This is a genomic window from Streptomyces vilmorinianum (genome assembly GCF_005517195.1).
GTDB lineage: Bacteria > Actinomycetota > Actinomycetes > Streptomycetales > Streptomycetaceae > Streptomyces > Streptomyces vilmorinianum.
Genome location: NZ_CP040244.1, coordinates 4637763 through 4650359, shown reverse-complemented (window position 1 = coordinate 4650359; position 12597 = coordinate 4637763). Strand labels below are relative to the sequence as shown.

Genomic DNA, 12597 nt, shown 5'->3' with positions numbered 1-12597 from the left:
TCCCCTTCGGAGGTCCCCCCTTCGGAGGTCCGTACGCCCGAGACGTAGGCGCGCAGGCCTGTCCGGTTGCCCAGGTCGGGAAGCGGGTGGGCGGGCCACGCACCGGCGTACGGCGGGGGCTTGGCACCGTGCGCCACCACGATCGCGACCGGGCGGTGGCGGGCCATGGCGGCGAGTTGCGCGGGCGTGATGCTTCCGTCGTGGCCGCCGGGCTGGCGGGAGGCGCAGCCGGCGCGGAACGCGACGCGGATCGCCTCCTCGCCGCTGACCACGCAGGGCGGTCGCACACCCAGGGCGCGCAGCTCCGCGGCGACGCGCCCCAGGTCGGCCGTGTCGCGGCGTACCCGGTCCGCCGTGCTGTCGGCCATCCGGTACTGGATCGCCAGATGCGCGACCAGGGTCACGACGACGAGCCCGACCACGATCCGGCGCCCGCGCGGCCGTGGCCGGCACGCCCGGACCAGGCCGTACGCGACGGGCAGCGCGAGGAGCGCGTAGGCGGGCAGCAGGAAACGCGGGGCCGCGTACCCGACGGTGAACAGATACGGCACGGCCAGTGCCGCACCGGTCACGGTCGCCGTCACCAGCTCCGCGCGGTGGCGCCGGGCGAGGACGGCGGCCCGCACGCCCGCCGCCACGAGCAGCGGCAGCGCGAAGAACCACAGGGCCGCGACGGGGTACCGCCAGGGCACGTCACAGGGGCGGCACAGCAACCGCCCGCCGAGGGCGCGCACATGGTCGTCGACGGAGACGTACCAGCCGATCCGGCCCTGGATCTCGCCGGCCCGCTCCAGCCGGGCGGCGAGACCGCCGTACGACACGTACGCCTCGACGATCCATTCGGCGCACCCGACGGCCAGGCCCGCGGCGAGTGCTATCGGCAACCGCGTCCGGGACCTCGTCACCACGGCCGCGACCACGAGCGGCAGGACGAGCCACACCGCGTCCGTGGGCCGCATCAGCGCGACGAACGCCACCGCGACCGCCATGCCGGCCGGCGCCCAGCGGGCCTCCGGGTCCCGTACGGCCGTGAGGAAGCAGCCGACGGCGGCGAGCGCCCCGTAGGCGACCCAGAGGTTGGGCATCGCCTGCGAGGCGTAGAACATCGTGATCCAAAGGCTCGCGAACAGCCCGCCCGCGACACCGAGAACGGGCGCGGGCAGCAGCCGGCGCCAGGCCCACAGGGCGAGGAACAGTCCGCAGCCGGCCAGCGCGGCCATGTGGACGCGGAGCGCCATGACGGACGTGGTCAGCTCCGTGACGGGGGCGACGAGGTAGGTGATGCCCCGGGCGCGCGGCGCGCTGAAGAACGCCGCCGGTGCCTGTCGGCTCACCTGGCTGACGTACACCGTCTCGTCCCAGCCGAGCCCGAGTCCCGGTGCGATCAGCGCGAGATGGACGAGTGCGAAGCCGGCGGAGACGGCCGCGAGCAACGGCAGCGGGCTGCTCCCGGCGGCCGCCCCGGCCGTCCGGCTCTGCCGGGCCCGGCCCGACGCGCCGGCTCGCGCCTCGCTGACCACGCCTTCGTTCCGCATGGCAGCCAGGCTGCCGGTGGCCGCCGCCGGTCGCCCGCCCCGGCGCGGCACTCGGCCCAACGCGCGCTCCCCACGGGTGAGCGCGCACTCAGAACATGGTGTTGTCGTTCTTCGACGTGGGCGGGACGACCTGGAGGACGTCCCAGTGCTCGACGATCCTGCCGGCGTCGTCGAAACGGAAGATGTCGATCCCGGCGTACTCCTCGGCGGGCCAGAACTGGTGGCAGTGCAGGATCACGTGGTCGCCCTCGGCGAAGGCGCGCTCGACCTCCACCCGCTTGCCCGGGTACTCGGCGGCCATCCGCTCGAAGTAGTCGATGAACGCCTGCTTGCCGTCGCCGACGTGCGGATTGTGCTGGATGTAGGTGTCGCCGACGTACGCCTCCACGGCCTCGGCCGGGCGGCACCGGTTGAACATCAGGTCGTAGAAGGCGGTGGCGGTCGCCTTGTTGCGTTCGAGTGCGGACTCGGTCATGGGGGCACCGTACGGCGTGGCACCGACTCGAGCGCGGCGGCCGGCCGGCGGACGGCCATCCGCTCGGACGGTCGGCCCACCGGCTTCGACGGCCCCCATCAGCCCCATCAGCCCATCAGCCCATCAGTCGACGAAGGAGGCGAGCGCGATTCCCAGCAGCATGGTGGCGACCGGTACGTGCCGCCCAGCCAGTCCTGGGGGTTGACCGGCTCCAGGCCGATCGTGATGCCGGCGGCCTCGCCGAAGTCGATCCCGCACGGGTCAGGCCAGCCTCTTCAGCAGCTCGGCGGCGAGCGGTGCGGAGGAGGAGGGGTTCTGGCCGGAGACGACGTTGCGGTCGACGACCACGTGCGGCGCCCACGGCTCAGCGACCTGGACGTCCACGCCCGCCTCGGCCAGGCGCGTCTCCAGGAGCCACTTCGCCTTGTCGGCGAGGCCGCCCTGGGTCTCCTCGGCGTTGGTGAACGCGGCGACCTTGTAGCCGGCGAAGGCGTTGGCGCCGTCGGACTTCTCGGCGGCGAGCAGCGCTGCCGGGCCGTGGCAGACCACGGCCAGCGGCTTGCCCGACTCCAGGGTGTCGATCAGGATCCGGCCGGAGGCGGCGTCGACCGCCAGGTCCTCCATCGGGCCGTGCCCGCCGGGGTAGAAGACGGCCGCGTAGTCGTCCAGGCGGACGTCCTCAAGGGCGATGGGCCGCTCGAGCTCGCTCATCGAGGCGAGCGCGGCGGCGACCTTGTCGGCGCCCTCCTGACCGCCGTTGAACTCGGGCGCCAGGCTGCCCCGGTCCACGGTCGGGACGACGCCGCCGGGGGTGGCGACGACGATCTCGTGACCGGCGGCCTTGAACGCCTCGTACGGCGCGACGGCCTCCTCGGCCCAGAAGCCGGTGGGGTGCTTGGTGCCGTCGGCCAGCGTCCAGTGGTCGGCACCGGTCATCACGAAAAGGATCTTCGACATGGTCAGTCACTCCAGGGAAGGGAGGGGGTGAGCGCTTGCGGCGATGTCCTCGAAGCTATGCCCGCCGTCGAAAGGTTTCCAATGAGGAAGCCAATGTCCGGCATCGGAATTCCGATGGGACCGGGGGAATAACCGCGGCTCAGTGGTGCGGCGCCGGCTCGCCCCGGAACGTACGCCGGTAGGTGAGCGGCGATACGCCGATCGCGGCATGCAGGTGCTGGCGCAGCGAGGTCCCGGTGGCGAAGCCGACCTGGCCCGCGATGTCGTCCACCGCCAGGTCCGTGGATTCCAGGAGGTGCCGCGCCCGCGACACCCGCTGCTGGATCAGCCAGCGCCCCGGGCTCAGGCCGACCTCCTCGTTGAAGCGCCGGGCGAAGGTGCGCAGGCTCATCCGGGCGTGCGCGGCGAGATCCGTCAGGGTCAGCGGTTCGTGCAGGTTCTCCAGGGCCCACTGGCGGGTGGCCGACGTCCCGTTCGCCGCAGGATCCGGTACGGGCTGCTCGATGTACTGGGCCTGTCCGCCGTCCCGCCACGGCGGTACGACACAGGCCCGCGCCACCCGGTTGGCGACGTCGGTGCCGTGGTCCCTGCGCACCACGTGCAGGCACACGTCCACCCCGGAGGCGGCGCCTGCCGAGGTCAGCACGTCCCCGTCGTCGACGAAGAGGACGTCCGGGTCCAGCGCCACCTGGGGAAACCACGCGCGGAAGACCTGCGCGAGCGCCCAGTGCGTGGTGGCCGGCCGCCCGTCGAGGAGCCCGGCGGCCGCGAGCACGAAGGCCCCGGTGCAGATCGACACGACCCGCGTCCCGGCACGCAGGGACGCGAGCGCCTCGCCGACGCCCGCCGGCACCTCACGGCTGATGCGAGAAATGTCGAACGGCGGCAGGACGACCGTGTCCGCCGTGGTCAGCGCCTCCGGGCCGTTCTCCACGGTGACCGAGAAATCGGAGTTGGTACGCACAGGGCGGCCGTCGACGGAGCAGGTCAGGACCTCGTAGCGGCCGTCCGCAGCCCCGAAGACACGGCTCGGGATGCCGAGTTCGAAGGGGTACACCCCGTCCAGAGCGAGAACGACGACCCGGTGGGCCAACCCGGCACCCGAGGCGTCGGCATCCATGGTGTTGGCGCGCATGGCACGATCCTATCGAAAGATGGCAATCATGCCATGGTACGGAGCCGGGTCCGGCCGCGAACCTGGACGCATGACGAACAACGCCACCATGCGCGCCATCAGCCAGGACACCCACGGAGCCCCCGAGGTGCTCAAGGAGGTGCTGCTCCCCAGGCCCGTCCCGGGACCGAGCCAGATCCTGGTCGCCGTCCGCGCCGCCGGAGTCAACCCGACCGACTGGAAGCACCGCTCCCAGGGCCTCTTCCTCGACCGCCTGCCGCTCGTCCTCGGCTGGGACGTCTCCGGTGTCGTCGAGGCCGTCGGCTTCGGCGTGACCCTCTTCAAGCCCGGCGACGAGGTCTTCGGCATGCTCCCCTACCCGTACGGGGTCGGTTCGCACGCCGAGTACGTGACCGCCCCCGCCCGGGCCTTCGCCCACAAGCCCGCCGGCATCGACCACGTCCAGGCCGGCGCCCTCCCGCTCGCCGCCCTCACCGCGTACCAGGCCCTCGTCGACACCGCCGGGGTCCGCTCCGGGCAGCGGGTCCTCGTCCACGCGGCCGCCGGCGGCGTCGGCCACCTCGCCGTCCAGATCGCCAAGTCCCGCGGCGCGTACGTCATCGGCACCGCGAGCGCGCCCAAGCACGACTTCGTCCGCTCCCTCGGCGCGGACGAGGTCATCGACTACCGCACCACCGACTTCCGCGACGCCGCCCAGGACATCGACATCGTCCTCGACCCGCTCTCCGGCGACACCCGCGCCCACTCCCTCGACGTCCTGCGCCCCGGCGGCACGCTCGTCTCGCTCCTGCCGCCCACCGACCCGGACGAGCCGAAGAAGGCCGCGGAGCGGGGCGTCCGGGTGGAGACCCTTCTCGTCGAGGCCGACCACACGGGTATGAACGCCGTCGCCGAGCTTGCGCGGGCGGGCACCCTGCGGGCCCACATCGAGGCCACGTTCCCCCTGGCCGAGGCCGCCAAGGCCCACGCCCTGGGAGAGACCGAACGCACCACCGGCAAGATCGTCCTGGTCGTCGGGGAGCCCGCGGCGGCCACGACCTCCCGGCACGTCGGCTGATCCGGCAGGAGCCGCTGATTCAGACCCAGTTGACCTCCGCACGGGCCAGCAGCGGGTCGTCGACCAGCTCCCACAGCGGTACCGCGAAGTTGCCCAGACGGTAGCGGCCGCCGAAGTGCAGGCCCAGTACCCGGTGGTCCGTGAGGTCGAAGACCGGGGAGCCGCTGTTGCCGCCGAGGGTGGAGCAGTCGTGCTTCATCACCAGGCCGCCGGGGGCGAACTCCGTCGCCGTGCCCGGCTGGAGACGCTTCACGTTGTAGATGTCCATGAAGATCCGCCGCATCGACTCGGGCTCGTTGCGGCGGCCGTCCCAGGCCGGGTAGCCGATCACGTACACCGGCCGGCCGGGCACGCTCGCGGGCGCGTCGGCCGCCACCGCGAGCGGGGCGGGGAGCGCGCCGCCGTCCGGCGGGGCGACCCGCAGGAGAGCCATGTCGACGTCCGGATGGATGCCGATCACCTCGGTGATCTCGTACGGGGGCGGGGCGGCGGCCGGGGCCGGGGAGACGGGCAGCTCCTCGCCCGGGTCCACGCGCGCGGACATGCCCTGCTGGAAGGACCAGCCTGCGCCCTCGGCGCGGCTGAACTCCACGGCCACGTGCCGGTTGGTCATCACCGTCCGTGGACCCACCAGGAAGGCGGTGCCCACCCAGTCCAGACTCGGGTGCCCGGTCACCTCCACGCGGCCCACGCGCGCGATGGACTCGCGGATCGCCGCCCGGCCGCCGTCCAGGACGGACCAGTCGCCCTCCTGCACGGCGAAGTCCTGCCCCTGCACCAGGATCGCGGGCCTGCCCTCGAGGAGGACGATCGCCTCCACCCCGAAGTACTCGTCCTCGTCGATCTCGTCGGCGCGGTGGGCGGCCAGCTTCTCCAGCCCGGCGACCCCGGCCTCCAGGACCCGGGCCCGTTCCTCCTGCGCGAAGCGGGCGATCTGGCCCGCCGGCGCCGCGTCCGTCGGCAGCTCCTCCACCGACTCGGAGATCTCCGCCTCCAGATGCCCGCGCACCCGTGCGGCGACCTCCCGCAGGTCGTCGAAGACCCGCTCGGGATCGGTCGCGACCGGTGATCCGTACCGCATCTCCCGCCTCCTCCAGCTCAGTTGCTCATGCGGCCCACACATGGTCCTCCGGGACCGGCGTCGCCGACTGCGCCCGCATGATCTCCTCGTACAACTCCGCCCTGTGCTCCCGGAGATGGGCGAGGATCCGGCTCATCTGCGTACCGATGTTCACGAACGCCGTCGTCCTTCCCTGGTAGTTGACCTCCTCGACCCGGCGGGTGCCGCGATGGAGCGCCACCACCGTCCAGTCGTCGGTGAAGACCGGCGAACCGGAGGACCCGCTGCGGGTGTCGGTGAAGTAGCGGACATCGCGCTCGTCCGCCTCGAAGACGAGGTTGTTGCGCAGCGCCACGCGCTTGGGCTGCCCGCCGGGGTGCTGGATGATGTTCACGGCGACCGGTTCGCGACCGGTCAGGAGCAGGGGCGCGGACGCGACCCGGAGCACCGGCCGGGGCGGCAGCCCGGCCGCGAGCCGCATGATCGCGTAGTCGAGCGCCTCGTCCCAGGCGACCAGCGCGTCCGCCGTCACCTCCTCCGTCTCCGCCTCGTCGGCGCCGTAGTCGAAGCGCGAACGGGAGTTGCGCACCTGGAGCTGGAGGTCGTCCTCGGCCACGCTGAGCCGGACCCCGGGCGAGCGCGTACGGGCGTTCACCACATGGTGGTTGGTGATCAGCAGCCCGGGGGCGATGAGCCAGCCGGTGCCCGCGTGCGGATAGGCGGGCTGCAGCGGCCGGCCCGCGTCGTAGGGCGGGACCTTCAGACGGGCCACCGACGCACCGGCCAGGAAGCCGCCGTGCAGGAACTCGAAGGGCACGGTGTCGTCCCGGAAGATGATCTCCTCCTTGGTCTCGGCGGGCATCATCTCGGGCGGGAGGTCCGGTTCCCCGGCGGCGTCGCGCGCCACATCGTCCAGGGCGCGCTGCAGCACGCTGAGCGGGCCCGTCTCCACGGTCTGGGCGATCGCGTTGCGCAGCCAGACCTCCAGCGGCACGGTCCCGTCGATCAGCCGCTCGACCTGGTTCATCGTGGCCAGGTCGGAGTGCATCTGCCGCAGCGGACTGTCCATCGTCGGAAGGCTCGCCCGGAAGCGGGGCGTGGTGCCCGCGAGGAGCAGCGGCCGGACGCTGCTCTCGGCGAGCCCCGCGTCCAGGGCGGCGTCGCGCACCCGTACGAGATCCTCGGGGGTGAGATACGGAACCGTGCGCACCGCCCCCTCGGCCGCATCGGGCGGCCTGTGCGACCACAGCGGCGCACCGTCCCCGCCTTCCCCGCCGGCGCCTTCCCCGCCCGCGGCGATGCGGGCCGCAGGCCCGGGCCCGCGTGCCGGGACGCCCACACCCATCGCGGCGGCCACGCCCTCGACCAGGTCACCGCTGCCGTCGTGGAGCGTGAGGGCATGCCAGGCGAGGCTGTCCAGCGTGCCGCGCCTGCGGGCCTCCCGCAGGGCCTGCTCCACGTCGGCGCGCGCCATCCCGGCGCCGGGAGCGGGCTCCTGCGGCCGTGCTCCGGCCGCCGACTCCAGGATCCGCGTCAGGGGTTCCCGCAGCTGCGGTTCGTCGGCCATGGCCGCGTCGATCCAGCGGGCGAGGGCGTCGATCACCGGCTCGTCGTCGGCCGGGAGCCCCACGAGCCGCAGGGTGTGCTCCAGGAGCTGGGGATCGACCCGGGAGGCCGTGGCCGCCGCGGCGCGTGCCAGGGCGGGCTGCCGGGCCAGCTCCTCGTCCGGCATGCCGCGCAGGGTGCTGGCGAGACGGGCGTCCATCTCGGCGGAGCCCTCGTCCGAGAGCGCCGCGAGGCGCGACCTGGCCACCAGGACGCCCATCGACTCGAGGCCGAGGCCGAGACCGGACGCGACGTCCTCCGCCTCCTGCAGGTCGTGGTCGGCGTCCGCGAGGTCGCCCTCGTCCTGGGCGAGACGGGCGGAGAGCTGGAGCAGTTCGAGCCGGGTCTCGGCGCAGCCCGCCTCCTCTGCCCGGTCCACGGCCTGCTCGGCGCTCGCGCGCGCCTCGGCGACCCGCCCGGACCTGGCCAGCGTCTCCACGAGGAGCCCGTGCAGCCGGCTGCACGGCGTCCACGGCCGGCGCTCGGACAGCCGGTCCGTGGCCGCCTCCACGTACCCCTGGGTGAGCAGGTCCTCGACCTCGCGGGCGGCGATCCGCTCCCAGTCCTCCTGGTCGGCCTCCGCCATGATCCGGTCCGGTACGTGCCCGCCGGTCCTCCCAAGGAGGAAGGCCGCCGAGCGGGCCGGCATGTCCCGGTCGGACCCGGTCAGGTACCCGCCGACGCCGGGCTCCCAACGCTCCTCCACCGTACGGGGGTTCTCGCCGAGCCGCAGTCGGTGGTAGATCTCCTCGGCGCGTGCCCGGGGGCCCTCGCGGGCCGCGTAGTGCTCCACCGCCCGATGGTCGACGGCGCGCATCAGGTCGGTGCGCGCGGTGTCCGACAGGCGCAGCATGATCGAGCGCAGATCCGCCCGGTGCCGTACGGCCTGGGGACCGGCCGACTCCATCAGATCGAGCCGCGAGACCAGCCGGCCGAAGAGCGAACGGGCCTGCTCGGGCGAGTCGACGGACAGCCCGGCCGGTCCGGCGAGGACGTCCTGGATCAGCTCCGGGGTGATGGCCCGCAGGGCCAGGCCCGCCTGCACCAGCGCGCGGACGTCGTCGTCGGCGATGTGCTTGAGGATGCGGTCGTACAGCGTGCCCTGGATGAGCATCTGGTCGACCTGGTGGTGGAAGTAGCGCCGGCGCGACGGCAGGCTGTCCAGCACCTCGCCGAGCGGCTTGGATCCGGCGCCCAGGAGCACGGTGGTGCGTGCCGCCAGCTTCAGGCTGAGCGGATGGCCGCCGACCCGGTCGACGAGGTCCCGGGCGACGGCCTCGTCGTCGACCCCGCAGGACATCAGGAGGTCCACGGCGGCCTGTTCGTCGAGATCGCCGAGTTCCATGGAGCGGGGCGCGAGCACCTTGGCGGGGTGGTCGATGGGAGCCCGTCCGGAGACGACGTAGCGCAGCCGGGGATAGGCGGCGCGCAGCGCCGTCCAGATCGCCCACATCCGGGCGATGGCCGGCGAACCGCGGTACTGGGCCTTCTCGAAGGAGTCCAGGGCGATCACCAGCGGCGGGTCCATCTCCCCGGCAGGGGTGCGCACGGCCTCGGCGACCAGGCCGGCGGCCTTCTGCGCGAGCTCCTGCTCGCGGGCGCTGGCCCGGGCGTGGAACCCGGCGGAGTAGTCGCGGCCGAGCGTCGCGCGGGTGGCGGAGAGCGCGTACAGCTCGTCGAGCCGGTCGCGTTCGCCCCGCTGGGACGCGGCGGTCTCCTCGCACTCGTCGGCGAGGGCGTCGAACGCGGCGCGCCGGTCCGGGTACTGGATGCCGAGCTGCCGGGCGGCCTCGGCGATCACGGTGGCCGGTTCGTGGATGGAGAGCGTCGGCCGTTCGAAGTCGATGTAGGCGAAGGGGAATCCGGTGGGGGAGTCCTGGAGGCTCTCGACGAGGAACGCGGCGAGCAGGGTGCTCTTGCCGACGCCGCCCACTCCGTGGATGAGGACGGGCGGTTCGGCCGGCTCGGCGGGTAGGTCGATGTAGGCGCGCAGGGAGTCGAGTTCGCGCTGCCGCCCGTGGACGGTCCCCTGGATCAGCCGTTCCATCGGCTGGAGCAGCCGGGCCCGCTCCAGACGGTGCTGGATGCCGTCGATGTCGGGCAGTCCCGAGACGCCGGGGACGCGGCTCAGCCACAGCACGGCCTGGAGGGTGTCCGAGAGCCCCTGGACGTCCTGCGGCCGGGTGTCGGGAGGGACACCGGACAGCAGGGCGAGGGCGGTGCGCTCGGTGCCGGGCCCCTCGGGGACGAGGTCGATGTTGGCTTCCAGGGCGCTCCGGGCCGCCTCGGGTCCGGCGAGCGAGGCCAGTGTCCGCTCACGGACCTCCGGCGTGAGGGCCCAGGTCCTGGCGGGGTGCGCGGCCGGCGCCGTACAGTCGTCGACGAGTGCCAGGGCGGCCTGGCCGGTGGGGTGCTCCTCGCCGGGCAGCCGCAGCCGGGCGGGATCGAACTCGTCGAGGAGGCAGGCCGCTTCGCGGTAGGCGCGGCGCAGCTCGGGGAGTGCGGGCGGCGCCGTACCGGCCGTCGCCCGCCCGGTCAGGTGCAGGACCTCCGTGAGGTCGCCGCCGGGGGCGAGGGAGCGGTACAGCCGTACCGTCTCCTCCACGGCGGTGCACACCCGGCGCATGTGACTGTCCGTCGAACCGGGGGTGTCGACCGCGCGCACGACCTCGGCGACGGCCACGTCCACCAGCTCGGCGATCCTCGCCTCGTCCGGTGCGGAGCACTCCTGGGTGAAGAACTCCCGGAAGAACTCCCGCAGATCGTTCTCGCTCGCTGCTCGTGCGGTGTCGCGGCACTCGTTCTTGCGGATGTCGTACGGGAGTTGGCGCATCGTGGGGGAGTAGCCGAGCAGGACGAGCCGGGGCACGGCGTCCTTGCGTACCGGCGTGTGCTCGTAGACGGCGAGCGCGAGCTTGCCGATGCAGTCCCAGACGTCCGTGTTCGGATCGAGCTTGTCGCACTCGTCGAGCACCAGCCAGAAGCGTTCCTCGGCGGCGGTCGCCCGGCTGACGATCCGGTGCACGGCGTCGTCGATCGACGGCAGTGGATCGTTCAACTGTGTGGGATTCAACGGCAACCGGTCGGCACCCGGACCGCCCACGAAATCGGCGAGACGCTCCACCAGGCGCGCGGCGGTGGTGGTGCGCGAGAGCGTCACCCGTACCGGACGGAAACCGCAGTGCTGCCCGAGATGGCGGATGAGGCGGTACGAGTACGAGCGCCCGCTGTCGGGCTCGCCGTCCACCACCAGCACCGTCTGCTCCGGATCGGCGACGAAGCCGCGGAGCTTCTCGCGCAGCCCGGCCCGGTCGATGAACGCCTCGGTGCCGTTCGTGAGAAGCAGCGTGCGGAACGGGTCCTGGGAGGAGCGCAGCACCTCCTCGTCCTCCCGCAGCCGCGTCAGCAGGATCCTCGCCTGGGCGGTCCGCTCGAACGAGGAGGTGGGCGCCTCGTCCGCGCCCATGAGCACCTCGGGTCCGGCCAGGACGTCGAGCAGTCTGCGCTGGTGGGCGATGTCCCTGCGGGCCGCCCGCACCACGAGCCGCGCGTTCTCGTCGCGGTCCGGAGTGAGGACGAGGTCCTCCACGAAGTCCGGGGAGAACCCGGTGTCCCGCAGGCGCGTGTGGGGATCGGGGGTGTCGAGAAGGTAGTCCCGCACCCAGCCGGTGACGAGTCCCCATTCCGTTTCGGTGAGCGGCATACCGCACCTGCCCGAGCGGTTATCGCGCAGCGTCAGACGTGCTGACTGATACCTGTCATGGTTTCACCGGCCGGGGGTGGTGGCAAACGGGCACACGGCCGGACCGCCGGCCGCCGGGGCCGGGCTCGCGGCCGGTTCAGGTGTACATGGCGATGTCGTCGTACGACTCCAGGCGCCGCCAGCGGTCCTCCGGGGCCCGCGTCGGCGGCATCAGGTCGACGTCGGGCAGCGGACCGAACTCCAGCTCGGTCAGCTCCGCCACGTCCGAGACTGGCACCTGGTACGTCCGGAACGGGCCGAGCGGCGGCGGCGCGCCCGCCTTCGCCCCGGCGAGCGCCCGCTCGGCGTCCCGCGTCAGGTCGGGGCTCTGATCGAGGACGTACGCGGTCGAGGCCAGCGCCCCGTCCTGCATGAACGCCGCCACCTTCCAGAACCGCAGCGGCACCTGGACACCCCGGTAGGGCGGGTCCGAGTCGTGCAGGACCGGCCCTGTGAGCACGGTCAGCTTCCGGTCGAACTCGGCCGCGTGGTCCAGGAGATAGTTCTCCAGGCCCTGCCAGAGCTGCTTGCCCTGGTTGAACACGTCCGCCTGCGGGGCGGCGTTCGTGTAGTGGAACGTGTCCGTGTTGGCCAGGGCCGCCACGGCCGGGGCGCCCCACACCGGATCGAGCCGGCGCACCAGATGGCCCCGATCCAGGCTGTTGTTCCGGTAGATGTCGTTGCCGGCCTGCTGATCCGCGGGCAGCCGCGGGTCGAACTCCCAGACGTCGTCCCGGGGGACGTCCTCGGCCAGCTGCTCCCCCTCGATGCAGACCGCGGTCGCGGCGGCGAGCCGCCGGTCCGGCCGGAAGACCACGGTGAAGTGGGTGTAGGGCAGGATCACCGTCGCCACCGAGGTGCGGACGGGCAGCGGCAGCGGCACGAGAGGCCCCAGGAAGGCCTCGTCGTAGCCGGTGCGGTCGGCGAGAGAGTCACGGCGGGGTCCGCCGGCGCGCGGGTGCGGCGGAGAAGACGGGGGATCGGTGTGTTCCATACGATGTAAGTACCGCGCATGAAGGGCCGCGCTCGGC

General features: G+C 73.0%; 7 protein-coding genes. 1 reads left to right on the top strand and 6 read right to left on the bottom strand.

Annotated elements, in window-relative coordinates:
* Nucleotides 1-1623 precede the first annotated feature (1623 nt).
* The 3 genes from FDM97_RS21770 to FDM97_RS21760 form a co-directional block, all read right to left on the bottom strand.
* On the bottom strand, nt 1624-2010 hold the full coding sequence (locus tag FDM97_RS21770) for a nuclear transport factor 2 family protein (RefSeq protein WP_137992169.1): 387 nt from the start codon (nt 2008-2010) through the stop codon (nt 1624-1626).
* 261 nt (nt 2011-2271) lie between these two features.
* Complete coding sequence (locus FDM97_RS21765; RefSeq protein ID WP_137992167.1) at nt 2272-2967, bottom strand: type 1 glutamine amidotransferase domain-containing protein; 696 nt, start codon at nt 2965-2967, stop codon at nt 2272-2274.
* A gap of 139 nt (nt 2968-3106) precedes the next feature.
* The gene (locus FDM97_RS21760; RefSeq protein WP_254705711.1) at nt 3107-4102 is read right to left on the bottom strand and encodes a GlxA family transcriptional regulator; all 996 of its coding nucleotides are present in this window, start codon (nt 4100-4102) and stop codon (nt 3107-3109) included.
* 70 nt (nt 4103-4172) lie between these two features.
* On the opposite strand from FDM97_RS21760, the gene FDM97_RS21755 reads away from it, so the two are divergent.
* Entirely contained in the window at nt 4173-5159 is a 987-nt protein-coding gene (locus FDM97_RS21755) for an NADP-dependent oxidoreductase (RefSeq protein WP_254705710.1), read from the top strand.
* A gap of 19 nt (nt 5160-5178) precedes the next feature.
* Here FDM97_RS21755 and FDM97_RS21750 read toward each other — a convergent pair whose 3' ends face one another.
* From FDM97_RS21750 to FDM97_RS21740, 3 genes are all read right to left on the bottom strand, one after another.
* Entirely contained in the window at nt 5179-6240 is a 1062-nt protein-coding gene (locus tag FDM97_RS21750; RefSeq protein WP_137992165.1) for a trypsin-like serine peptidase, read from the bottom strand.
* A 25-nt stretch (nt 6241-6265) separates the two neighbouring features.
* Nucleotides 6266-11527 (bottom strand): trypsin-like peptidase domain-containing protein, encoded by a 5262-nt coding sequence (locus FDM97_RS21745; RefSeq protein ID WP_137992163.1) that lies wholly within the window; start codon nt 11525-11527, stop codon nt 6266-6268.
* 136 nt (nt 11528-11663) lie between these two features.
* Nucleotides 11664-12560, bottom strand: a complete 897-nt coding sequence (locus tag FDM97_RS21740) for a DNA/RNA non-specific endonuclease (protein WP_137992160.1) — start codon at nt 12558-12560, stop codon at nt 11664-11666.
* Nucleotides 12561-12597: the final 37 nt, after the last annotated feature.